This is a genomic window from Desulfobotulus alkaliphilus, assembly GCF_007830435.1.
Classification (GTDB): Bacteria; Desulfobacterota; Desulfobacteria; order Desulfobacterales; family ASO4-4; genus Desulfobotulus; species Desulfobotulus alkaliphilus.
Map to the genome: position 1 here is coordinate 40,527 of NZ_VLLC01000017.1, position 24,364 is coordinate 64,890.

The 24,364-nt window shown below is 50.6% G+C and carries 17 protein-coding genes; 8 read left to right on the forward strand and 9 right to left on the reverse strand.

Features of this window, described 5'->3' with window-relative positions:
• Positions 1–238: 238 nt before the first annotated feature.
• Positions 239–910, reverse strand: coding sequence for a FadR/GntR family transcriptional regulator (locus tag LZ24_RS11050; RefSeq protein ID WP_186443083.1), 672 nt, complete (start codon positions 908–910; stop codon positions 239–241).
• Between the two features lie 278 nt (positions 911–1,188).
• Entirely contained in the window at positions 1,189–2,349 is a 1,161-nt protein-coding gene (locus LZ24_RS11055) for an ArsA family ATPase (RefSeq protein WP_144685368.1), read from the reverse strand.
• A 969-nt stretch (positions 2,350–3,318) separates the two neighbouring features.
• Between LZ24_RS11055 and LZ24_RS11060 the strand changes: the two genes are divergently transcribed.
• Together LZ24_RS11060 and LZ24_RS11065 are read left to right on the forward strand one after the other, a co-directional pair.
• Positions 3,319–4,794, forward strand: a complete 1,476-nt coding sequence (locus LZ24_RS11060; RefSeq protein WP_186443084.1) for an HD domain-containing phosphohydrolase — start codon at positions 3,319–3,321, stop codon at positions 4,792–4,794.
• A gap of 20 nt (positions 4,795–4,814) precedes the next feature.
• Entirely contained in the window at positions 4,815–5,114 is a 300-nt protein-coding gene (locus LZ24_RS11065) for a hypothetical protein (RefSeq protein WP_144685370.1), read from the forward strand.
• 36 nt (positions 5,115–5,150) lie between these two features.
• Here the strand turns inward: LZ24_RS11065 and LZ24_RS11070 are convergent, their stop codons facing one another.
• On the reverse strand, positions 5,151–6,284 hold the full coding sequence (locus tag LZ24_RS11070; protein ID WP_144685371.1) for a ribonuclease D: 1,134 nt from the start codon (positions 6,282–6,284) through the stop codon (positions 5,151–5,153).
• A 14-nt stretch (positions 6,285–6,298) separates the two neighbouring features.
• On the reverse strand, positions 6,299–6,556 hold the full coding sequence (locus LZ24_RS11075; protein ID WP_144685372.1) for a hypothetical protein: 258 nt from the start codon (positions 6,554–6,556) through the stop codon (positions 6,299–6,301).
• Between LZ24_RS11075 and thrS the strand changes: the two genes are divergently transcribed.
• The 4 genes from thrS (at position 6,555) to LZ24_RS11095 (ending at position 13,189) form a co-directional block, all read left to right on the forward strand.
• Positions 6,555–8,471: a threonine--tRNA ligase gene (thrS, locus tag LZ24_RS11080; protein WP_144685373.1), complete on the forward strand. Its 1,917-nt coding sequence runs from the start codon at positions 6,555–6,557 to the stop codon at positions 8,469–8,471. The genes LZ24_RS11075 and thrS overlap by 2 nt on opposite strands.
• A 440-nt stretch (positions 8,472–8,911) precedes the next feature.
• A complete protein-coding gene (locus LZ24_RS11085) occupies positions 8,912–11,146 on the forward strand; it encodes a hybrid sensor histidine kinase/response regulator (RefSeq protein ID WP_144685374.1) in 2,235 nt (744 codons plus the stop codon).
• Positions 11,147–11,275: 129 nt separating this feature from the next.
• Entirely contained in the window at positions 11,276–12,181 is a 906-nt protein-coding gene (locus tag LZ24_RS11090; RefSeq protein WP_144685375.1) for a universal stress protein, read from the forward strand.
• Positions 12,182–12,415: 234 nt separating this feature from the next.
• Positions 12,416–13,189 (forward strand): NYN domain-containing protein, encoded by a 774-nt coding sequence (locus LZ24_RS11095; RefSeq protein ID WP_144685376.1) that lies wholly within the window; start codon positions 12,416–12,418, stop codon positions 13,187–13,189.
• Positions 13,190–13,205: 16 nt separating this feature from the next.
• Here the strand turns inward: LZ24_RS11095 and LZ24_RS11100 are convergent, their stop codons facing one another.
• Positions 13,206–13,976, reverse strand: a complete 771-nt coding sequence (locus tag LZ24_RS11100) for a lysophospholipid acyltransferase family protein (protein WP_144685377.1) — start codon at positions 13,974–13,976, stop codon at positions 13,206–13,208.
• Between the two features lie 266 nt (positions 13,977–14,242).
• Between LZ24_RS11100 and LZ24_RS11105 the strand changes: the two genes are divergently transcribed.
• Entirely contained in the window at positions 14,243–15,445 is a 1,203-nt protein-coding gene (locus tag LZ24_RS11105) for a murein transglycosylase domain-containing protein (RefSeq protein ID WP_144685378.1), read from the forward strand.
• A gap of 192 nt (positions 15,446–15,637) precedes the next feature.
• Complete coding sequence (locus LZ24_RS11110) at positions 15,638–16,222, forward strand: LPP20 family lipoprotein (RefSeq protein ID WP_144685379.1); 585 nt, start codon at positions 15,638–15,640, stop codon at positions 16,220–16,222.
• An 893-nt stretch (positions 16,223–17,115) separates the two neighbouring features.
• Here the strand turns inward: LZ24_RS11110 and LZ24_RS11115 are convergent.
• The 4 genes from LZ24_RS11115 to grpE all read right to left on the reverse strand — a co-directional run bounded on the left by LZ24_RS11115 (position 17,116) and on the right by grpE (position 24,001).
• Positions 17,116–18,336, reverse strand: coding sequence for a GGDEF domain-containing protein (locus LZ24_RS11115; RefSeq protein ID WP_144685380.1), 1,221 nt, complete (start codon positions 18,334–18,336; stop codon positions 17,116–17,118).
• Between the two features lie 633 nt (positions 18,337–18,969).
• Complete coding sequence (locus LZ24_RS11120; protein ID WP_144685381.1) at positions 18,970–20,562, reverse strand: class I adenylate-forming enzyme family protein; 1,593 nt, start codon at positions 20,560–20,562, stop codon at positions 18,970–18,972.
• Between the two features lie 732 nt (positions 20,563–21,294).
• Positions 21,295–23,217, reverse strand: a complete 1,923-nt coding sequence (gene dnaK / locus LZ24_RS11125) for a molecular chaperone DnaK (RefSeq protein WP_144685382.1) — start codon at positions 23,215–23,217, stop codon at positions 21,295–21,297.
• Between the two features lie 13 nt (positions 23,218–23,230).
• The gene (grpE, locus tag LZ24_RS11130) at positions 23,231–24,001 is read right to left on the reverse strand and encodes a nucleotide exchange factor GrpE (protein ID WP_144685383.1); all 771 of its coding nucleotides are present in this window, start codon (positions 23,999–24,001) and stop codon (positions 23,231–23,233) included.
• Between the last annotated feature and the right edge of the window lie 363 nt (positions 24,002–24,364).

The following is a 24,364-nucleotide window of genomic DNA, read 5'->3' on the forward strand; positions in this document are numbered from 1 at the left end:
TGTAATCAAAAAGCTTATCCTGCCTGTGGCGGGGAGGTTTTGCCGCTTCCCCACAGGGCAAGAAACTCCCGAATCCGGCACTCAAGATCCATAGGCATTTCTGCTCCCGTAAAGGGGCTTGCGTTTTTTAGCTTGAGTGCCGGATTGCGTCACAGGCAAATAGCCTGGGGCCTGTGCGTCTGTCTTGCAGCTATGGTACCTGGAAAACTGTGCTGAATAATTATATAAAAACAAGCTCTTACCCTGTTCCATTACAGACCAGAGTTTTTCTTATGCTTTCAAGGTGCGCCTGCATGGCCTCCTGTGCTGCATGTTCGTCTCTGGATTTAAGGGCATCAAGGATGGCCCGGTGTCCCCCAAGGGAACAGGCAGCCCTTTCCGGATGTTCCCACACAGGGCTCCGGCTTTCATCCAGAAGGGTCGCAAGGGAGGCCATGACCTCCCGGACAATAACATTGCCCGTGGCCTCGGCCAGAAGGCCATGAAACCGGGCGTCCAGATCTCCAAAGCCCCCCTGCCCTGTTGCCTGTCTTTCCACAAGCTGTTCCAGCTGTCCCAGTTGATCACCGGTAATTCTTCTGGCGGCAAAGGCCGCTATTCCCGGTTCCAGCATCAGACGGAACTCCAGAAGGGCATCCATGCGTGAGCCTGACCCGGTAAGAAGGCAGGCCATCTCCCTTGCAAGAATTCCTTCGGAGTCGGCCATCAGGTGGGTTCCTGACCCCTGACGCCGGATGACCAGGCCCCGCTCCCCCAGAGACTGCAGGGCCTGCCTGAGGGAGTGGCGTGAAACGCCGAAACGCTCTGCCAGCTCCCGTTCAGGAGGCAGGCGCTCTCCCTGCCGGATCTCGCCCTTAGCCATCATTTCACGGATATGCATCAATACCCGCTCATAGGCGTACACGCCCATCGCTTCTTCCTTTCCAATCCTATTGGCACAATGTGAAGTCTCGGCCACCATATTGGTTCAACCAATTTTTCCTTAGCATCCCATTTCCAAACACACAAGGAATAAAAACAATTTCCCAAAGGCCTATTGGCTTTTCTGATTACTAGCCTGACTCAGCCACAGCTTGCTGATCAGGTTGTTGCCAGACCTATGGTGCGGGCTTTTAATACGGGCAGGCGCAAGGCCTGCCCCTAAGAATGGTTTTTACGGTATCATTGAAATCTGGCCCCATTAATATCCTATCCCGCCCGTTTTTCAAAAAAGAGTTTTAAATCAGGCGGCTCATGCAGGATTTCCTTTATGGTATAAAAAGCCAGAAACCGTGGCAGAAAAAGATGCCGCCGCCGGGAACCCACCTGCAGGGTCACCGTATCTCCGGAACCATGAACCTTCACATCCCCTTCCTCCAGAAATGGCAGACGCAGGTTCATGACATAGCCATCATCCGTTTCTGCAAGATCCAGAGGCTTATCCTTAAACAAGAAATCATCCACCGCCCTTTCTCCGTAGAGGACCTGCCCTACCTTTTCCAAAAGGGACAGCCCGAAGACCTCTTTACCCAGATGGGGAACACGCAGGACAGGCAGGGGGGAAAAGCTTTCTTCAATTTCAGAGATATAACCCGCCTGAGAAGCCACATAGTCCGCAAAAAAACCACTGGCTTCAATATCCGGTAAAATACGGTTCATGATCACCGCATCCACATGATACCCGTAAAGCTGCAGATAGGTATAGGCCCTCCGGGCTTCTGCAATGACCATGCGCTCAGGATTCACCAGAATACGGGTACTGGTCACTTCCGGATCCGAAAGAAGTTTCTGCACCCCCTCCACCTTTTCCAGCAGGGAATCCAGCTCCTCCAGACCTGCGGCCAGCGGCATCACGCCACCCATGAGCTTTCCCATTCCCTTCAAAGCCATGCGGGGGAAGGGAAAGAGCTTGCTGGTCCACCACTGGGTTACCTGGGGCAGGGAAAGAAGGGTCAGGGTTTCGCCCGTGGGAGCAGAATCAATCACAATGAGATCAAAGCGTTTTTCCCTGGCATATTCCTCTATCCACAAAAATGCGGAGCCCTCCTCCATGCCCGGAATGGCTGCCAGCTCTTCGGCAATCTTGCGGTCCACCCCCTGCCATCTGAAAACCTCCAGCATCAGTTTACGAAGCGATCCCCAGTGCTTACGCATGGAATAATAGATATCCAGCTCCTGAGCCCAGAGATTGGCCTCCACCTCCACAGGCTCCGGCCCCAGGGGAAGATTCAGGACATCGGCCAGGGAGTGGGCAGGGTCTGTGGACATGACAAGGGTTTTTTTCCCGGCCCTTGCCGCCTGCAGGGCCGTTGCCGCTGCCGTGGTGGTTTTTCCTGCGCCGCCTTTTCCCGTAAACAGAAGAATACGCATGCAAAACTCCTCTCTTTCCAGCAGAAATCCGAAAATCCGTCAACATAAGGATATAAGTAAAATCAAAATTGACAATACGCTTCAAAAAAACTAAGGTCAACGGGTTATCTTATGATTCCGCCGGACACTTGACGTTTTCTGTTTTAAAACTTAAAAACAAGACGCTGTTTTTAAAAACAAAAAAACACTGTAATTATTCAGCATAGTTTATTCCGAACTGCCAATGCTAAAATTGCAGCAGATTCGTACTTTATGCAAGGCTCCGTGGCTATTTGCAAGTGACATTGCAATCGTTTCGGATCAGAGTTTTGTCCGGCACTCAAGCCAAAAATCCAAAGACTATAATGCAAACGATGCAGCCTTTTCAGGCTTGAGTGCCGGAGTGCTCATAAGAAGCGGCAAACTGTCTGAGCCGCCACAAAGGCAGTGTGCTTAAGCCTGCCATGGTAATAAAAAAGCTTATCCTGCCTGTGGCGGGGAGTTTTTGCCGCTTCCGCACAGGGCAAGAAGCTCCCGAATCCGGCACTCAAGATCCTTGAAGCACTTTTGCTCCTGTAAAGGGCTTGAGCTTTTCAGCTTGAGTGCCGGATTGCGTCACGGGCAAATAGCCGGGGCCTGTGCATCTGTCTGGCAGCTATGGTACTTGGAAAGCTATGCTGAACAGCAACCCACGCCGTGTTACGGCGTTTTGTCATAAAGTAACTTGTGAAGTTACCCAGAAGCAGCTCACGCCCTGCCAGGGCGTCTTGTCATAGAGTAACTTGTGCAGGATTCAAACTAATTTCGATCAGTGATGGATAATTGGTAATTTTTTAAGCTTTTGAATTAAAAGAACTAAATTCAAGTTACTCAGAAGTTACAAAACATTTTATCATGGATACAATGGATACATCGGCCATGGCTGGAAAATGACCTTCTCAAAATACCCGAGGCAAGATGCGCCAGAATTTTTCTGAAACAGCAACGGACATGTCCTTTTCCTTTAAACCGGAAAAAACGGCTCCCCCTGTCTCCCCCCATCCACAGCCGCCATGGGAAGTGCTGATTGCGGATGATGACCCGGAAGTTCACCGGGTAACACGCTTTGTTCTCAGGGAATTCCGCTTTGATGACAGACCCCTGCTGCTTCACAGTGTGTATTCAGGCAGTGAAACCATCCGTTTTCTGCGCCATCATCCGGGCATTGCCGTTCTTCTGCTGGATGCTGTCATGGAAAATGATGAGGCTGGGCTTATCGCAGCCAGTCGCATAAGAAAAGAACTGAAAAATCAGAGTATCCGTATCATTTTTCGCACGGGACAGGCAGGGAAAGCCCCGGAAAGTCTGGTGGTTGATCAGTATGACATCAATGATTACAGGGAAAAAGCCGAACTCAGCGCCCAGAAACTGCGAAGTGCCATCACAACAGGTTTAAGAAACTTCAGGGAACTTCAGTCCGCACAGAGGGAAAGGGATGCGCTGCATCATATCCTGAACACCACATCCCCTGTCATCACGGGCTCCCACAGCCCTTCGGTTTTTGCCTGCACAGTCAGGGATCAGGTTCAAAGACTGCTACTTACGCAGCCCTTTCACTTCAGGAAACTGGCAGTCAGCTTCTCCGTGAAGGATCAGGCAGGCCATCCCCTCTGCACAGCGCACCATGCAGAAAATAATTTTCCAGTCCCATCAGCATCCTCTTTTTCTCAGGATCTGCTCCTGCGGGCAGAATCCATGGGCAAAAGAAGCCTGGAGCTGTCCGTCTGGGCCCTTCCGGAACTGAGAACGGAAGAAAGGACCATGCTGGATATATTCATCAGGCACATTGCCGATGTGCTGGATAAGCTGCTGGATCACCAGCCCGATATTCTGATGGAAACCCGCTTTTCCCGTCTGCTGACCCATGCCCTTTCCAACAGCCCCAGAAAGGAAAGTGCAGGCCACCTCCACAGGGTGGGGGCCTTCTGCTACCATCTGGCCCTGCAGGCAGGACTGGACCGTAAAACCGCCGAAGAGCTGAAACGGGCCGCCCCCCTCCATGACATCGGAAAACTGGCCATCCCCCAGGCCATTCTTAACAAAAGAGGCCCCCTCAACGCAGAGGAACAGGCCATCATCCGTACGCATCCGGATATCGGTTTTGAACTTCTCCATGATGAAAACCGCCCGGATCTGAAAACCGCAGCCATCGTTGCCAGAGAGCATCACGAAAGATGGGACGGCGCAGGGTATCCCTTAGGCATTGCAGGAGAAAAAATAAACATTTTAGGAAGAATCACGGCCATTGGTGATGTATTTGATGCCCTGACCCATGACCGAAGCTATAAAAAAGCATGGCCCGTACCCAAGGCTTTGGAATTTCTCAAAAAGAAAGCCGGGAGCATCTTTGACCCCCGGCTGGTCTCCTGCTTTATTAAGGATACCGATGCTCTGGTGCAAATTCATTCCCAATGGCCGGACACCTGACACACCAAGGAGAAACCATCATGAAACACAGATTTTTTACAGTTTTAATCATCGGTTCCATGCTATTTTCCTCCTGCGGTGGTGTCCGGCTCAAATCCTACGAAAAACAGGACTGCGAAACCCTGCCCGGCCAAGCCACCCTTGAAACCATAGAAAACAGATGCATGCTCTGCCACAAGGGTGATTTTGCCACTGTGCAGGATATCTGTGAAAGAAAGGATCTGATCATTGATGCCGTGGAAACGGGAAGAATGCCCAGATTCAGCAAACTGACCCAGCAGGAACTGGAGATCATTGTCACCTGGCAGCAAAACCCGTGAACAGGGTTTTCAAGATACCTGAATGTCCTCCATCTGTTATAAGGATGCAAGAACCTGTAAAAACCCCTCCCCCAGAATTTCCTTCTGCCAGTTCCGCATCTCCGGGATGGTTTCCAGCGCTTCCATGGAAAGGGGATTGCGCTGGGCAAGCCGGGTGAGAAGGGCTTTGTTGCATAAAAGGGCAGGATCCATATCCAGCTTCTCAGCAAGGGCATCCCGCCAGTCCTTCATGGCCTTGATACGCATGGAAACCAGCGGCTTGATCCTTGGCACCCTTGTTTTGGGATATACGGGAAGCGCTGCCTCAGGCAGGGCCAGTGCACCGTGGATACATTGCAGAAGTGCAGGCCCATACATGGACAACTGACGGGGACTTAAAACCCTGGAGGACTTTACAGCCTCCATGGTCCGGGGCCGGAGCTGGCCCAGACGCAGAAGGGCTTCTCCTCCCAGCACCTTAAAAAGGGGTTTGTCCTTTTTTTCTGCCATATCCAGACGAAACTCCAGAAGGGCCTCCAGAACGGCAAGCCCCCTGCCGTCCAGACGACCCGCCCCCTTGAAACGCAGAAAAAGAGGCCTTTCTTCCCCTTCCGCTGCCCGCACTTCCTGCAGAATACGGCACTCTTCTGCCACCCATTCCAGCCTTCCCCTGGCCGCAAGTTCTTCTTCGAGCTGCTCCGAAAGGGGAATCAGATAGCGGGTATCCTCCGATGCATAGGCAATCATTTCCGGAGAAAGGGGTCTTTGGGACCAGTCCTTTTTCTGGTATTTTTTATCCAGACTGGCACCAAAGCGGTTTTTCAGCACCGCATCCAGCCCGGAAGTCCGGTAGCCCAGAAAGCGTGTAGCCAGCTCCGTATCCCAGAGATTCTGTACCTCAAAACCAAAATCCCTGAAAAGAGACCGTACATCATAATCCGCACCATGAAAAATCTTACGCACAGAAGCATCGGCAAAGACCGGGCCCAGAGGGGAAAGATCCGGTATGCACAAAGGATCCAGCACAAAATTACAATTTTCTGCGGTCAACTGAATGAGGCAGACCTTTTCTTTAAAATGGAACATGGAATCTGCTTCCAGATCCACACCTATACGGTCTGCATTTTCAAGCAGGGGCAGAATACCCTGCAGATCCTCCTGGGTCTCAATGAGCGTATACGTAGAATCCATCCTTATCCGTTATTTCATCGTCCTAGAAAAACAGGATTCCCTCGGGACAAAGGGGACTCCCGGCCTCTTTTGCAGCCTGCCATGGTTTCATAATTTTCCTTGACCCGCAAGACCATTTCCCTTAGGTACTTCAACTGTGCCGGAAAATAGCCAGTAAAAGTGCGGCACATACCAGAATAAACTGCTTTTTTCCATAACAATTCTATAATATGCCCGTCTTCTGACAATGGGCATTGGAAACCGAAAAAAACCCATTCAGGAATGGTTGCCATGATACGTATCACCCTGCCCGATGACAGTATCCGGGAATTTGAAAATCCTCCTTCAGGCATGGATATCGCCCTTTCCATCTCCGAAGGTTTTGCCCGCAACTGTATTGCCATGGAAATTGACGGTCTTTTAAAGGATCTGAACACGTCTGTGGACAAGGATGCCAATGTACGCCTGCTGACCCCTAAAGACACTGAATCCATTGAGATATTAAGACACTCTGCAGCCCATGTCATGGCCGAAGCCATTCTAAGGCTCTACCCCGAGGCCCGCCTCACCATAGGCCCTGTGGTGGAAAACGGCTTTTACTATGACATTGACATGCAGAGTATTTCCGAAGAGGACTTTCCAAAAATAGAGGCGGAAATCCAGGCCATCATTAAAGAGAAAAAGCCCTTTATCCGGAAGGAAATGACCAGGAATGAAGCAAGGGAACGTTTCAAAGACGAACCCTACAAACTGGAAATCATCGACTCCCTTGAAGGGGACATTTTCAGCCTTTATGAGCAGGGGGGCTTCATTGACCTCTGCCGCGGTCCCCACCTGCCCCACACCGGCCACATCAAAGCCATCAAGCTGATGCGGGTTTCCGGGGCCTACTGGCGCGCGGACCAGAGTCGCCAGCAGCTTCAGCGGATTTACGGAACGGCCTTTTTTGATAAAAAAGACCTGAAAGCCTACCTCACCCTTCTCGAAGAAGCCAGAAAAAGGGACCACAGGAAGCTGGGCGTTCAGCTGGATCTCTTCAGCTTCCACGATGAGGCTCCGGGCATGCCCTTTTTCCACGCCAAAGGCATGGCCGTATGGAACGCCCTTCTGGAATACTGGCGGGAAGCCCACAGGGATGCGGGCTACGTGGAAACCAAAACCCCCATCATGCTCAACCGGGTTCTCTGGGAAAAAAGCGGCCACTGGGAAAACTACCGGGAAAACATGTATACCTCCCGGGTGGACGAGATGGAGTATGCCATCAAGCCCATGAACTGCCCCGGCGGCATGCTGCTTTTTGGCATGAAACCCCATTCCTACAAAGATCTGCCCCACCGCGCCGGAGAAATCGGCCTTGTTCACCGCCATGAAATGTCCGGTGCCCTCTCAGGCCTTTTCCGGGTCCGGGCCTTCCATCAGGACGATGCCCACATCTTCATGACACCGGAGCAGATCCAGCAGGAAATTTTAGGCGTTCTGCAACTGGTGGACCGCGTTTACGCCACCTTTGGTCTGGATTTTCATCTGGAGCTTTCCACACGTCCTGAAAAATCCATCGGCAGTGACGCCCAGTGGGAACAGGCCACCTCCGGCCTCAGATCCGCCCTCGATGCCTACGGCAAGGGCTATCAGGTCAATGAAGGAGACGGTGCCTTTTACGGTCCTAAAATCGACATCCATATTAAAGACGCCATTGGCCGTACCTGGCAGTGCGGCACCATTCAGCTGGACATGGCCCTGCCGGAACGTTTTGATTTAAGTTATATCGGAAAAGACAATGAAAAACACCGGCCCATCATGATCCACCGGGTCATCTATGGTTCCATTGAACGCTTTTTCGGTATCCTTACCGAACACTTTGCCGGTAAATTTCCCCTCTGGCTGGCTCCGGTACAGATCATGCTGCTGCCCATGAACGATGATCTGATTCCTGCAACGGAAGCGCTTAAAAAGGAGCTGACCGCCGAAGGTCTCCGGGTGGAGGTGGATACAAGGTCCGAGAGCCTCAAGAAAAAAGTCCGGGATGCCCAGCTCCTTCAGATTCCCCTGATGGTCACCATCGGGGCAAAGGAAATTGAGACCAAAACCTTTGCCGTAAGAACCCTTGACGGCAGGGTTATCATGGGTATGGAGCGCAGCTCTTTCCTTGAAAAGGTCAGGGAACACATCCGCAGGCGCTCCTTAAGCCCTGAGATATTTAAGGACTGACAGACATATACTCTGCGTGGTCATTCTTGATACATGGGGCAGTCTTGAAACGATATTGCAGGGACAGGCCCCCGTGCCTGCCCTGGTTTTGGGCAACAACGGGGGCCTGCCCCACAAAAAACCCATTTCCGATTCAGAATCGGTGGATTGTGGAAGCGAGTGGCCCTGTGAAAGACCATCCGGCATTCATGATCATCATCCTACTCCTTTACCGGATCCAATCTTTCCATTCCTCCCCTACCCATGATCATTATTATCGGCCCAATTTTCCCCTGCCAAAAATGAAGGTTCAAGAAAAAAACATTTGTTCATATATATGAAAGGAAGCATTTGCCATTTTCCCTTCAGAATGCTAATAACGTTAATATGTCAGTGTATGCATAAAAGCCTCCGTGTGACCATCCCGTATTACCCCCTTAGAAGCATGAAAGTCAGGTTCCATGCCTCCTGCATCCAAGCGCAGCCTTTCAAGGGATCTTTCCATCAGTGTTTTTCTGCTGGTCTTTCTTCTTCAGATTCCCCTTGTATTTTATTATTTTACCAGAGAAGCCCGTCAGATTTCCACGGTTTTCCGGTCCCAGACCGAAGAGAATGCCCAGCGCCTGACCGATGTACTGGCCGTTCCCCTCTGGCATATGGATATCCCCCAGCTGGAACGCATTGCCATCGCCTTTACCCAGAATGACCCCATGGCGGGCATCCGTATCCGGGACATCCATGGTCATGTCTTCTTTGACTCCATACAGGACAGAAACCCTGATCCCTCCCACATGATCAGTATGGGCATCCGCAACAACGGAGACAGCATCGGCTCCATGGATCTCTATCTTTCCAGAGAACCCTACAAAAAAGATCTGGCCCGGCTACGCAATCAAACCCTCTGGGTACTGGGCCTTTCCCTCATGGCCATTTACATTGGCGTTGGCCTTCTCTCCCGTCTTTTTATGAAACCGCTTCTCAAATCCCTTTCCGAAAGCCTTGAGCATGTGGGAAACGGAAGATTTGACCATGCCTTTACCCGTGTCCGCCACAGGGAAATGGAAATCCTTGCCAGCACCATCCAGCATATGGCCAGCCGCATCAAAGCCAGGGAAAACGTCCTGCACATGATGAACAGGGAGCTCCAGACCGAAGTCAGAGAAAGAAAAAAAGCCGAAGAAGAGGCCCTGCACAGCGAGGCAAGGCGCAAGGCACTGCTGGATGCCATTCCGGATATGATCTTTCAGTTTGACAGAAACGGGGCCTTTCTGGATTTTCAGGGGGACAGAAGCCAGCTTTTTATTGACGCTGAAAAATTTCTGCATAAGCAGGCCCATGAAGTCCTTCCTGAACACATCTCCGCACTCATTGAAAAAAATATTGAAACGGCGCTGCTCACACACCAGCCCGTGGTTTTTGAGTACAGCCTGTACATGGGTAAAAACAGCAGTGAATACTTTGAAGCACGCATGGTGGCGGCAACAGAGGATACGGTCCTTGCCATTGTCCGCAATATTTCCGCCAAAGTCCATGCCGAAGCCCAGCGGAAAAAACTGGAAAACCAGCTTACCAAAGCGCAGAAGATGGAAGCCGTGGGCATGCTGGCGGGAGGAGTGGCCCATGATCTGAACAATGTTCTCTCAGGCCTTGTCAGCTATCCGGACCTGCTGCTTCAGGATCTTCCCGAAGACAGCACCATGCACCGGAGGATTCGCATTATCCAGAAATCCGGCCAGAGAGCCGCACAGATCGTCGAAGATCTCCTCACCCTTGCCCGCCGGGGTGTCAGCACAGAAAATGCCATTCAGATGAACGCCATCATCCTTGATTACCTTTCCACGCCTGAACACGAAAAACTATGTTCCTTTCACCCGGAAGTCCGGATTCATACATCCCTTGCACCGGAGCTGGACCTTATCCGGGGTTCTGGTCTGCATCTTGGCAAAATGATCATGAATCTTGTATCCAATGCAGCAGAAGCCATGCCCGAAGGGGGCCAGATCTTCATTGAAACCTCCAGTATCCGGGAAAAATCGGTGGCTTTTCCCCATGGTGCCATCCAGATACGGGTTCAGGACACAGGTATGGGCATCGCACCTGAGGACAAAGAAAAAATATTTGAACCTTTCTACACCAAAAAGGTCATGGGCCGTTCTGGAACGGGGCTGGGCATGGCCGTGGTCTGGAGTACGGTACAGGATCACCATGGCCAGATTTTTGTGGACAGTGAACCGGAAAAAGGCTGTACCATTTCCATATATCTGCCCGTCACACCGGGGCTTTTTCTCTGTACGGAAGAAGAAAGTCACAGCCCGGAGGGCGGGGGGGAGCATATCCTTGTGGTGGATGATCTTCCGGAACAGCGGGAAATCAGCAGTCTTATTCTTGAAAAGCTCGGCTACAGGGTCACAACGGTATCCAGTGGCGAAGAAGCCCTTTCAAAGCTTTCCCTGTTGTCACCGGATCTCGTTCTGCTCGACATGATCATGGGACCAAAGGGCATGGATGGCCTTGAATGCTTCTGCCACATGCGCAGCCTCCTTCCGGATGTAAAGATTCTCCTTGTTACCGGTTTTTCAGAAAACGAGCGGACAAAGGAAGCCCTGGCACTGGGAGCCATGGGGCTGATCAGAAAGCCCTACACCTTCACAGATCTTGCCCGGAGTATTCACCGGGCCATCAGTGAGGCAGGATAAATTTCAAGGAGAATGCTTCTGCCCCCTTGTATTGAGACGCCTCCCGTTTTAAAGTAGGATTATAATTTTTCATTTTATTGTACTCGGAAGCAGCTCCCCCCTCTTCTCTCCAACCAAAGGAGGCAGACCATGCGTATTCAGATCAACCGCATCCTCTGCACCACGGATCTTTCGGATTATGCCAGACAAGGTATCCGCTATGGAACAGCTCTGGCCCGGACCCTGAATGCAGAACTTTTCCTTTGCTCCATCATCGACCCCATCCCTCTGGTATATGCGGAAGGCATGCGGGATCCCAATGGCTATGAAAAAAAAATGGAGCAAAGGGCCAAAGAAAAAATGGCCCTTGCCATGGAAGATTATCAGATTCCCTGGAAAAGCCTTGTCCGTACAGGGCATCCGCCCACACGGATAACGGAGCTTGCCGAAGAACTGGATGCCGATCTTGTTATTGTGACCACCCGGCCGGGATCGGGGTTGAAAAAATTTTTCATGGGCTCAACATCCGAAGAACTGATCCGCACCCTGAAAGTCCCCCTGCTCATCATGAGGGACATTGAGCCCGAAGCCTTAAAAAACACGCCTGAAGGTCCTTATCTGGATTTGAAGCATGTCCTTGTGGGCTATGATTTTTCATACCACGCGACCATGGGCCTGCGCTACGGTCTGAGCCTCTGCCAGGAGTTTGAAGCAGAGCTTCATATTGTACATACCGTTTCGGAAAACCAGCACAAGGCTTTCCTTGCCGAAGGCCCTCCGGGAGACCGTATCCGCCATCAGAAGGCGGAGATGCAGAAACTTAAGGAAAAGCTGGATTCTCTGGTGCCCGAAGAAGCCAAAACCTGGTGCAATTTCCAGACCCGTATTCTCATGGGCGAGGCCCATACGGAGCTTCGCAAATATGCCATGACCTCAGGGATAGACATGACCATTGTGGGTTCCAGGGGAATCTCCCTCGCCGAATCCATGCTGATGGGATCTGTTACGGACAGACTGATAAGGGAAAACCCCTGTCCCGTAATGTCCGTGCACTGAATCAAAAAAACAGACAGATCCCCCCTCGCATCTTTAAAAAAATCCTGAAATCATTTCCTGACGGATCTGGCTTTCAGGATTTACAATTTGCTCCTTTCATATCATAAGGTATGAGAAAAATTATCGGGATTCCGGACAGGCAACCAGCGGACGCCTGACAGGCTATTTCTCCCTGTTTCCTTAACCGTCAATCCACTTTCCCACGTAGGGTACCCAAAGTAAAAAGGAGCGACCATGCTGAAGGCAGGCATCTTTCTGGACATGGAAAACTTAAGCCGCAACGGCGGGTGGGGCATCCGCTATGAAATTATCAAGGAGCTGGTGGAAACACAAGGGACCATTGTCCTCCGGGCCAATGCCTACCTTGCCGTGGATGTGGAGCGGGAACGTCAGGACACGGGTTACAGAATCCGGAATGAAAATTACAGGGCTGCCATCCGGAGAAACGGTTTCCACCTGATCCGCAAAGAGGTCCGGCGCTATTATGACTCCGAAGGAGAACTTGTGGTAAAGGCCAATGCCGATCTTGACCTTGCAGTAGACGCCATCCTGCAATCTGAAAATCTGGATTACATCCTTGTGGGCTCCGGAGACGGGGACTTTCTCCGTCTGGTCAGAGCCCTTCAGAACCGGGGAAAACGGGTAGATCTTCTCTCCTTTGCCAATACCAGCGGCGACCTGATGCGGGAAGTGGACAATCATTTTTCAGGTTTTCTCATCCCCGGCATCCTGGGCAACGATACAGCACAGACCCGAAAAAGGGGGATTCTCCACGCGTACAATGAAGACCGGGGATTTGGCTTTATCACCATGCGCACGGGACTGGGAGTCTCCGATCTCAGACACGACATTTTTTGTCATATCAATGACATCAGCGTTGACGAAGAGCCCGTGGACACCCGCTATGTGGCAGAACTTAAACACAGACAGATCATCCTTGAGTTCGATCTGATACAGACTCCCGAAGGCCCCAAGGCCACGGATGTCTGTGAATTCCAGTGGCGCTGAACAAAAAAAGATCGGCTCATGCGGTTTTTACAAGCATGGGTTCTTCGGCATCCTCCGTATGGGCACTGACATGGGCGCCAATTTTCTTACGGAAAAATGCTGCGGTCTCCTCCACACTCATATGCTGGAAACTCTCATAGGGAACGGGGGGCAAAATCTGTATTTTCATGGGATTTCTGCTTTTAAGCTCCAGACTGTATTTGGGAAGCACCTCCCTTGTTCCATCAATGGCAATGGGGAGAATGGGCAGTTTCAGCTCATGGGCGAGCTGAAAGGCTCCGGGCTTAAATGGGCGCAGTATGCCCGTTTCACTGCGGGTTCCTTCGGGAAAAATAAAAACGGAATTGCCCTCCTTCAAAGTCTTCCGGCATTTATCCAGCATTTCCAGAATGCTGTCCTTATCTCCTCTTTTTAAAGGGATATATTCATTAAGGCGCATATTCCACCCAATAAAGGGGAGCTTGAAGACCTCTATTTTAGATACCCATTTGAAGTGAAAAAAAGTCCGGAATGCAGCCAGAATGTCCAACTGGGACTGATGATTGGATACCACCACGTAGGTGGCATTTTTATCAATGTTTTCTTTCCCGCTTACCACAAACTTCCAGGTTGGCATGGTCCAGTAGTGGCAGGTGGACCAGAAACAGGCATAAAGATGCAGCAGGCGCATACGCCGGTCAAAGGGTCTGGTTAAAAACCTTATAATGAGAGCGCCTGTAAAAAAAAATGGGCCTGCAACCATAACAGATAAAACAAAAAGGAATGAAACCAGACGATTCCAGAACATTTTTATCATCCTTTCTTTCTGCCGGGCCTTCGATGCGGCACCGGTTCCGGAGAGCTTCATGCACAACATGGAAAAAACATCATTTTTTCATGGATTTTTCATGGCCTGTAATGCTACAAAGTATCATTAAATAAACCGTACTCCCAAATAACAAACTACCTGTGGACATAAAACAGCAGATGTACTTCAAGGTCCAGTCATAAAAAGCTGTAAAACATTAGGCCGCAAAAGAAAAGTCTTTCATCCACAAACCAAGGAGTTTTGTCATGCGCTTTTTACCCTTTGGCATCCTGGCCCTGGTTTTTCCGGCCATCATGGTCATGCCCCCTGCAAGTCCGGCCCAGTCCTTTGAGGAGTACATGAAACAGCAGCAGTCTGCCTTTGTTTCCTATCAGGAACAAATCAACAGAGATTTCCAAGAGTATCAGAGAATTATAGAAGAAGAGTTCAGCAACTTTAAAAAACAGGTTCAAGAAAGCTGGGGCGATGAAATTGTGAGCACCCCCACCCAGTGGGTGGAATACAGCCGGAATATGAAAAACCGGACACTGGTGGATTATGAAAACAGCACCATCACCGTTGAAATTCAGGCCCCTGAAAAAGCAGAGAATCTCCACAAAGAACTTCAGGAAAGGGTCAGGAATCTTGTAACTGCCACCTCTGCAAGCGCCTTTGAAAACGACACGCTGTCCCGCAATATTGAAAAAAGAATCACTGAAGCCTCTGATAACGTGCTAACGGATAAGGTCAAACCAGAGCCTGTGCTGACCAAAGAACTTACTGGTACGGATCGACCGTCTAACCGGCAGATCAACCGCACCGTCAATGAACTTGTTCAGAAAAGTGTGGCTACCCAAAGGCCAGCACCAGATCCAGGCAACCGCATTCACGCCTTTACCATTACCCTGCCAGATGCCAGACTCAGTGACAAGGGGGATGCCTATGAGAGAGAAATCATAAAATACTCAAGGGAGAGAAAAATTGATCCGGCCCTTGTCGTTGCCATCATGCACAGTGAAAGCTCCTTCAACCCCATGGCCAAATCCCATATTCCTGCCTACGGGCTCATGCAGATTGTCCCCCGTTCCGCAGGCAAGGATGCCTCCCAGCTTGTATACGGCGAGCAAAAGCTCCTTTCCCCTTCCTACCTTTACAACGCGGATAACAACATCAAAATGGGCGTCGCCTATCTACACATTCTCTATTACCGGTATCTTTCATCCATACAGAATCCCGAAAGCAGACTTTACTGCAGTATTGCGGCCTACAATACGGGGGCCGGGAACGTGGCCAGAGCCTTCATTGGAAATACAAACATCCGTCGCGCCGCAGAAACCATCAACAGGATGACCCCAGAGCAGGTTTACAACAAACTGGTTGCAGACCTTCCCTATGAGGAAACCAGAAATTACATGAAAAAAGTAACGCCCCGCTATAAGGGATATCAGGCAAGATTTTCAGGACGCTGAAGAAATGTTTAAAATATTAAAATCTGAATTTTTCAAGACAGTGCTAAAAAGCTTGTCTAAAGCGATCTCTTTTATGAAAAATTCTTCCAACCTGCTCTTAAAATGGTTTTATGATCTGTGGTATATACTCCCGGATCTTGAAAAACTAAAAACAGCCGTAAAAAAACAAACCATACCAAACAAGGAGGCTTTATGAAAAAACAACTCGTAAAAATGATACTGCTGGCTGGCATCATCGCACTGGCAGGTGCCTGTACTCCAAAACAGGCTCCTGTATCGGACACAGGCATGCCCGATGAGTATAAAGATGCTCCTTCATGGGTTTTTAATCCCGAACTCGAAGGGGGAGTTTCTGCCGTTGGAACAGCAAGAATTGGTGCCGCAGGTTTTGCCTTTGCCCGGAACGAGGCTCTGGCCGACGGGAGAGACCAGCTGGCGCGCCAGATGAGCGTAAAAGTACAGAACATGGTAAAAAACTTTACCCAGGCCACTGGCCTCGGGGATGATGAAACCGTTGACCGTGTTTCCTCACAGGTATCCCGTCAGGTGGCGAATGAAACCCTGGCAGGATCCAGAATGCGTTCCATGTGGCGCGCTCCCAACGGAGAGCTGTTTGTATGGATGGTAGTGGAACCAGAAGCCGTTCGTGCTGCAGCAAGGGAAGCTGTCACAACATCCTATAAAAACGATCAGGCTCTGTGGCAGCAGTTCCAGGCCAAAAGAGCCCATGATGAACTTGACGCAGTTATCAACAGAGAATTTCAGGATTTTAACTAAGCAATAGGCAGACCGCTGAAAGGCGGTCTGCTTTCCATTTGAAAAGCCAACGGGTCTCAGGCACCAGTATATTTTTCATAAAAACTTGCTTAAAATAATTTTTAATCCTAAACTTTCCGGCACCCTAAAACAATCAGTATAGTTATCATGACGAAATCTGAAAGGACTTATTCTCATGATTTTAAAAACACTACCTATCCTTTTAATATCAGTTCTGATCATGGCCTGTACCCACCACAATACACCTGCAGGCCCCCGAGGGAACGATAGACCTGCCTTCATCTACAACCCTTCTGTCAATGGAAAAATAGGTGGTGTTGGCATTGCACGGCCCCATATTCATGGCCCAAATGCCCAACGCAATCTTGCCATATCCAGAGCCATTGATGAAATTGCAAGGCAAAAAGGAACCCAGGTTCAATCGTGGCAAACCGTCCAGACCACAGGGACCCGTGACAGTGCCTCAACCCATATGGATTCTGTAAGCATTCAGACAACCTCAGGAGAAACCATACATGCAGTTATAAGACAGATGTGGAATGACCCATCAAGCTCTGAACTCTATGTGTGGATGCTGACACATTAGACAAAAGGCTTTCCCGGCTACAAAAAATTTTTCTTAAGCATGGTATAGCTGGCTTTTTATTCTTAAACAAAATAAAATACATGCCTACCCCACCCAATAAAAAATTCTCCCGTCGGCCAATCCCCGATTCTGCAATCACAAAACCACAAGTATCGTCCATCGGTATGGTAATTACAAAGCGCATTCTGTATGTGGCGGGGTTTTTGCTGCTTAAGTGGCGGATTGCGTTAAAGGCAAATCCTTGGTTTGGCGGCTGCAGGCCCGAGCTTTTAGTTTATTACCTGAGCAGCAGATTTTAAAGAAATCTTTACATCACGCAATTCTTACCCGAAGTTTTGGCCCGGTACAGGGCCGCATCCGCCCTTTCCAGCAGATCCTGCTCATCGTTTCTCCCATCGGTAATGGCCGTGGCAACGCCAATACTCAGGGTCAGATACCCCGCCACATCAGAAAAGGCATGGGGTATGGCCAGCCCTTCTACGGAACTCCGGATTTTTTCGGCGAAAATACAGGCCTCCTGTCCTTCTGTAGCGGGCAACAGCATAACAAACTCTTCTCCACCAAAACGGGCAGAAATGTCCAAAGGTCTCCGGCTGTAAGCTTTCAGTATACGGGCAATGGCCTTCAGGCACTCATCCCCTGCCGGATGGCCGTAATTGTCGTTATAGGATTTAAAATTATCCACATCCATGAAGAGAATGGACAGAGGATCGCCGGATCGTTCGGCCCTGCGCCAGTAGAGCTTCAGGCTTTCATCAAAATGGCGGCGATTGGCAAGTCCCGTGAGGGGATCGGAAAGGGAAAGCTTTGTGAGCTGTCGGTTAAGGTGTTGCAGACGGAGGGCATCGGTTTTTTTCATCTGGTTTGCCAGAAAATCCCTTCTCTGTCGGTACTCTATCTGATAACAGCCTACAAGACAAAGCAGAATGACAGTACCCATAACCAGAACGCTGTTAAATTTGGCAGGCAGGGGCATGGCAGAGATAAAAGGCAGGGCCGCCGCATAAAGGGCCAGTATCAGAAAACAGGCTCCCAGAGCCAGACGAAAACGGATGGTAATGGTAACGAAAATAAGAACAATGAAAAGCCCTGTGTGATAATGCGCCGCCATGGGAGAATGGCTGAGAATCAAAAGGATCAGAATAACAGCAACACAGCCCATAAGCCCAGCTAGCATGAGGAGATCCACATGCTTCTGTACCCTTGGACTGGCCATGGCAATGAGCAGAGGAATGCCGACAAGGGCCATGACAAAACGGAGAATCCAGATCGTCTGGTACACATCCGGGACCATAAAATAATCCGCAATGGCATAGATGACAAAAAACAGCAGAGCCACAGCTCCCATGGGTGGAAAAAGCAGTTTCTGCCTTTTCAATTCCTTCTGCCTGTATTTTTCCTCCAGAATTTCCGGGAAACGCAACCCTGCAAAGCCTTTTTCCTTGGTGGATAAAAGTGCCTGCTCCATGCCCTCAAGGAAGGGATCTGTACCTTTCACTTCTTTACCGTTTTTATCTTCCCTCATCATAATGGCTGCCTGAACATAAAAGGTCCGGTCCCCTGAGCTTTTTTCTTAAAATGACCTCTTTTTTAAAGATTCCAAACCATAGCAGAAAAAGAGTCCATGGGGAAAGGACGATTAAAATACGGCGGATAAAAAATGCCGGTAAAAGCAGGAGGGCTGCCGGAGAGTCTGGCGATCCAGAGGGGCTTTTGGGTGCCTTCTTTCTCCCCTCTACTCAGGGCTTATCTTCACCCATAGTCGGATTTTAGAAATTCGGGGTAACTGATATGGAGGGAATGGTGGGCAGCAGGCCTGCCCCCCCTTGGGTGAGAATATTCTTTATGGAACTCTCACCCAAGGGGCAGGCACAGGGGCCTTCCTTTACAAAAACAGGGGCTGCGCAATTCATTCGCAGGTGCAGATTGTGTCTGCCCCACCTGCTCCTTTATGGCCTTGAGGCCGGTCGTTAGTATTGTCGTTAAGGACCTTAATGACCTTAAGGACTTTAAGGACTTTAAGGTCATTAAGGAAAGAGAGGGAAAAAGAGCATTTAAACACCCTCTTTGCAACTCAACAGGCTTGATAAAAATGTGGCCAAAGCCCTGCCCTCCGGCCGAGGGGGAAAAAGAATCTTCATCTTATAAAACGGATTTACGCTCAATCCCTCCGGAAACTGGAGTAAATCCCGGCATAGCGCTTGCGCAGAACGGGTTTTTCTATTTTGCCCGTGGGATTTCTCGGCACCTCACCAAAATGGACAATGCGGGGCCTGCGGTAACGGGGCATGCCAAGACAGTAGGAGTTCACCTCCTCTTCCGTCATTTCCATGCCGGGTTTCAGCTGAATAACGGCGGTGACCAGTTCCCCCAGACGGTCATCGGGGGTGCCGATGATGGCCACATCCTGAATTTTCTCATGGCGGATGAGATAGTTTTCCACCTCCACGGGATAGACGTTCTCTCCGCCCGTAATGACCAGATCCTTCTTGCGGTCCAGAAGCCAGTAAAAACCGTCCTTATCCTGCCTTGCAATGTCTCCGGTGCAAAGCCAGCCGTTTTTCAGACTTTTTGCCGTTTCCTTGGGATTGCCGTAATACTCACGCATCACACCGCCGCCCCGGACAATCAGCTCACCCGGCTCCCCAAAGGGAACTTCTTGCATTTTCCTGTCCACGATGCGGCACTCCCAGCCCCATCCCGGCTGTCCGATGGCCCCAACCTTGTGAATGTTTTCCATGCCAAGGTGGACACATCCCGGCCCCGTGGCTTCGGTGAGGCCATAATTGGTGTCATACTGATGGTGCGGGAAAATTTTCTTCCAGCGTTTCACCAGACTGGGGGGAACGGGCTGGGCACCGATGTGCATGAGCCGCCAGTGGGAAAGGTCATAGTCTTCCAGATTCAGCTCGCCGGACTCGATGGCATGGAGAATATCATGGGCCCATGGCACCAAAAGCCAGACAATGCTGGCCTTTTCTTCGTAAACAGCCTGCAGAATCCACTGGGGAGACACCCCCTTGAGCAGAACAGTGGCGGCCCCCACCTTGAAATTGCCGAACCAGTGCATCTTGGCCCCCGTGTGGTAGAGGGGCGGAATGCAGAGAAAAATATCTTCGGGCTGCTGCAGGTGGTGACGATGCTCCACCTCACATGCAAAGGCCAGATTGCCGTGGGTAATCAGAACGCCCTTGGGGTCACCCGTGGTACCGGAAGTGAAGTAGAGAGCGGCCTCGTCATCGGGCTCCAAGGGGACAGGGGGCAGCGCTCTGGCCCTTTCGCCATCTCCTTCGGACAGAAGATCTGCCATGGGCATGGCAAACCGGGGCCGCTGATCCTCCGGGCCCGCAAACACATAAAGCTCCACAACCGCATCGAGGCCGGGCTTTACCGCCCGGACCCTGTCCACAAACTCCGGCCCGAAAATGAGAACCTTTGCTTCTGAAAGAAGGGTACAGCGCAGAATTTTATCCGCCAGAAAACGGAAATTCAGAGGCACTGCCCAGGAACCGGACTCCAGGATGCCCATATAATAGGGCAGCCATTCCAGGCAGTTGGTCATCAGGTGAACCACTTTCTCCCCCCTGGAATAGCCCCGCATACGCAAAGCCCGGGAAAGCCTGCGGCTCTCTTCGTAAAATTCAGACCAGGTAATGCTGCTGCGGGTTCCGGTTTCCGGTGCCCGTTCCACAAGGGAGACGGCATCCGGAAAATTCCGGGCGTTCTGTGCGAGAATTTCCGTAATTAACTGCATGATTCTGTCTCTTTTCCTTCCTTTAAAAAAATCTCGTTGCCCTCACGGGTAAGGTGGGCAGAATAATCCGCTGTCTTTTTAAGATCAACCATAAAAATGTTTTCCCCGTGAAAAGAAAATCTGATTACTACCCTGACTCAGCCACAGCCTGCTGGTCAGATTGTGGTCAGGCCCATGGTGAGAGCTTTCATACGGGCAGGCGCAAGGCCTGCCCCTGCGAATGTTTTTTACGGCCCCTGTTTTGTAGGGGCACCCTTTACGGGTGCCCGTCAACAATCATAAAATCTGGTCATGTCATTTCCATGGCTTAAAGTTCCTATGGCTGAAAGACAGTGGTAATCAGAAAAGAAAAAGGGGCCGAACCCTTTTGCGGGCCAGCCCCTTTTTTCAGACAGCTTTATATTCTATATTTTTTTGTAACTGTTCAGCACAGTTTTCCAAGTACCATAGCTGCAAGACAGACGCACAGGCCCCAGGCTATTTGCCCATGACGCAATCTTATTCGGGAGCTTCTTGGCCTGTGCGGAAGCGGCAAAAACTCCCCGCCACAGGCAGAATAAGCTTTTTGATTACCAAAGCAGACCTTGGTACGCTGCCTTTGTGGCGGCTCAGACAGTTTGCCGCTTCTTTCGCACAGGCCTGCGAAACTCTGATCCGAAACGATTGCAATGTCACTTGCAAATAGCCACGGAGCCTTGCAACAGTACGAAGCTGCTGAATAATTACATTTTTTTAGTCTTTTTTATCACTTTTTACTTCTTCAAAATCCGCATCCACCACATCATCATCCTGGGGACGGGGCGAAGCTTCGGTTCCTTCGGCACCTGCGGCGTCTGCTGCTGCACCGGCTGCCTGCTGCTGATACATGGCTTCGGCCAGCTTGTGGGAAGCCTCGGTCAGGGCATCGGTTTTCGCCTTGATGACATCCAGATCCTCCCCTTCCATGGCTTTTTTCAGATCTTCCACAGCACCTTCAATGGAAGAGCGGGTTCCCGCATCCACCTTATCCCCCATTTCCTTGAGGGATTTTTCCGTCTGGTAAATCATGCTGTCTGCCGTGTTTCTGGCTTCCACCAGCTCCCGCTTGCGCTTGTCATCGTCGGCATGCATTTCCGCTTCCTTCACCAGACGGTCGATATCATCCTTGGAAAGACCGCTGGAGGAAGTGATCTGGATGGACTGCTCCTTACCCGTACCCAGATCCTTGGCTGATACATGCACAATGCCGTTGGCATCGATGTCAAAGCCCACCTCAATCTGGGGAACCCCTCTGGGTGCAGGCGGTATATCCCTCAGCTCAAAATTGCCAAGGGTTTTGTTGTCTCTGGCCATTTCCCGCTCACCCTGCAGCACATGGATGGAAACGGCAGGCTGATTGTCCGCAGCCGTGGAGAACACCTGACTCTTTTTCGTAGGAATGGTGGTGTTACGCTCAATGAGCCTTGTCATGACACCACCAAGGGTTTCGATGCCCAGAGAAAGGGGCGTTACATCCAGAAGCAGCACATCCTTCACATCCCCCTGAAGCACACCGGCCTGAATGGCTGCGCCAATGGCCACCACCTCATCGGGGTTCACACCCTTGTGGGGGTCTTTTCCGAAAATCTTCTTTACCCGCTCCTGCACCGCAGGCATACGGGTCATGCCGCCCACAAGCACCACCTCGTTGATATTGGAAGCGCTGATGCCCGCATCTTTCATTGCCCGGACACAGGGGCCTTCCAGATTGTCCAGCAGATCACTTACCAGAGACTCCAGTTTTGATCTGGACAGCTTGATCTGAAGATGCTTGGGACCGGAGGCATCGGCTGTGATAAAGGGCAGGTTCACTTCCGTTTCCATGGAAGAGGACAGCTCTATCTTGGCCTTTTCCGCTGCTTCCTTAAGGCGCTGCAGGGCCATCTTATCATTTCTCAGATCAATGCCCTGATCTTTGCGGAAGGTATCCGCCAGAAAATCAATAATCCGGTTGTCAAAGTCCTCACCACCCAGATGGGTGTCACCGTTGGTGGCCTTCACTTCAAAAACCCCATCCCCGATTTCAAGGATGGACACGTCAAAGGTTCCGCCGCCAAGGTCAAAAACAGCAATCTTTTCATCGGATTTCTTGTCCAGACCATAGGCCAGGGACGCCGCCGTGGGCTCATTGATGATGCGCTTGACATTAAGCCCTGCAATGGTGCCCGCATCTTTGGTGGCCTGACGCTGGCTGTCATCAAAATAGGCAGGAACCGTAATGACCGCATCCGTTACCGGCTCTCCCAGATAATCTTCTGCAACCTTTTTGATATAGCTCAGGATATAGGAAGAAACCTCTGCGGGACTTACCTTTTTATCCTGAATTTTTACCCGCACATCCCCGTTATCCGCACTCTCAATGTGAAAGGGCAGAACACTTTTATCCTTTTGCACGGCAGGGGAGTTAAACTTGCGGCCAATGAGACGCTTGACACCGAAGATGGTATTCTCCGGGTTGGTAATGGCCTGACGCTTGGCGGACTGACCCACAAGACGTTCTCCGGAACCGGTTACGGCCACAATGGAGGGTGTGGTACGACCGCCTTCCGTATTTGCTATCACCTTGGGTTCACCTGCTTCCATGATGGCAACGCAGGAGTTGGTGGTTCCAAGATCTATACCGATAATCTTACCCATATTTCGTTTCTCCTTATGTTCTTATGTCAATGCCGACAGAGGGTTCACTTTCCTGCGCCCTGTTTTTTCCACCGTCTCCTGCTTTTTCACAAGATACGGGCATGGCCTTGGCTACGGATACCATAGCCGGGCGAATCAGCCTGTCGTGCATGATATATCCCTTTTGAAATGTCCGGATAACCGTATCCGGATCCGCTGCATCGGTTTCTTCGTGGGCTACGGCCATGTGATAAACAGGGTCAAATTTTTTGCCCTCCGCCTCCACAGGCTTCACATTGAATTCCCCAAAAACCTTGAGAATGTCCGCAATGGTGATGCGAAGGCCCTCTACAATGGCAGAGGCTCCTGCTTCCGGAGATGCGGCTGAATCCATGGCCCTTTCCATATTGTCCAGAGCCGGAAGGAGCTTCTGCACCAGAGACACGTTGGCATATTTGCGGAACTCTTCCGTTTCTCTGGCCGTCCTTTTCTTGAAATTTTCCAGCTCCGCCACCGTGCGCAGATAACGGTCACTGGCAGCCTTCAGGGCAGCTTCGCTGGCTTCAAGTTTTGCGGCAAGGCTTTCTTCTCCGACGGCTCCGGCACCGCCTTCTGAAGCCCTGATTTCTGCTTCAGCCTTCTCCATATCCTCAGCCGGTTCCTTCTGAACCCCCTGATTCTCAGGTTTTTCATCAGCACTCACAGGCTGTCCGGCTCCCTTTTCAGCAGCAGGTGTTTCTCTGGCTGCGGGGGCTTCTTCGGCGGACTTTATCTCAGCCATTTTTTCCATATCTGCTTCTTTCAATCTTTATCTCCTGACGCCCATCCCATTAAACTTTTAAAACAGATGGATTCCCCGTAAAAAAGGGCATGGGAATCCTGTCTGCATGCCCTCTGACTCTTATTTTAAGAATAGATACATTGAATAAAATTATCTAAACTGCCTTACTTTCATCGGTTCCCGATCAAGTTGGCAAGAAGATAAGGCCCAAAAATGCCTTGTCAAGAAATGGAAAAACAAGCAAAGGAAAGGAAATGGTGGCAAGGGTACAGCAAAAGGGCAGCCCCCCTTTCAGGGAAGCTGCCCTTTCATATCACGGCAGAAAGGCTGTATGGGGAGTCGCTGCAAAAAAAAGGAGTGAAGGGCAGGAGGAAAAGAATCTGCCAA

Coding starts and splice junctions, on each gene's coding strand:
- LZ24_RS11120 (WP_144685381.1), bottom strand. CDS start 20,562: ATGCAGTTAATTACGGAAATTCTCGCACAGAACGCCCGGAATTTTCCG.
- LZ24_RS11060 (WP_186443084.1), top strand. CDS start 3,319: ATGTCCTTTTCCTTTAAACCGGAAAAAACGGCTCCCCCTGTCTCCCCC.
- LZ24_RS11055 (WP_144685368.1), bottom strand. CDS start 2,349: ATGCGTATTCTTCTGTTTACGGGAAAAGGCGGCGCAGGAAAAACCACC.
- thrS (WP_144685373.1), top strand. CDS start 6,555: ATGATACGTATCACCCTGCCCGATGACAGTATCCGGGAATTTGAAAAT.
- LZ24_RS11110 (WP_144685379.1), top strand. CDS start 15,638: ATGAAAAAACAACTCGTAAAAATGATACTGCTGGCTGGCATCATCGCA.
- LZ24_RS11115 (WP_144685380.1), bottom strand. CDS start 18,336: ATGATGAGGGAAGATAAAAACGGTAAAGAAGTGAAAGGTACAGATCCC.
- LZ24_RS11065 (WP_144685370.1), top strand. CDS start 4,815: ATGAAACACAGATTTTTTACAGTTTTAATCATCGGTTCCATGCTATTT.
- LZ24_RS11105 (WP_144685378.1), top strand. CDS start 14,243: ATGCGCTTTTTACCCTTTGGCATCCTGGCCCTGGTTTTTCCGGCCATC.
- dnaK (WP_144685382.1), bottom strand. CDS start 23,217: ATGGGTAAGATTATCGGTATAGATCTTGGAACCACCAACTCCTGCGTT.
- LZ24_RS11100 (WP_144685377.1), bottom strand. CDS start 13,976: ATGTTCTGGAATCGTCTGGTTTCATTCCTTTTTGTTTTATCTGTTATG.
- LZ24_RS11090 (WP_144685375.1), top strand. CDS start 11,276: ATGCGTATTCAGATCAACCGCATCCTCTGCACCACGGATCTTTCGGAT.
- LZ24_RS11085 (WP_144685374.1), top strand. CDS start 8,912: ATGCCTCCTGCATCCAAGCGCAGCCTTTCAAGGGATCTTTCCATCAGT.
- LZ24_RS11050 (WP_186443083.1), bottom strand. CDS start 910: ATGGGCGTGTACGCCTATGAGCGGGTATTGATGCATATCCGTGAAATG.
- LZ24_RS11075 (WP_144685372.1), bottom strand. CDS start 6,556: ATGGCAACCATTCCTGAATGGGTTTTTTTCGGTTTCCAATGCCCATTG.
- LZ24_RS11070 (WP_144685371.1), bottom strand. CDS start 6,284: ATGGATTCTACGTATACGCTCATTGAGACCCAGGAGGATCTGCAGGGT.
- LZ24_RS11095 (WP_144685376.1), top strand. CDS start 12,416: ATGCTGAAGGCAGGCATCTTTCTGGACATGGAAAACTTAAGCCGCAAC.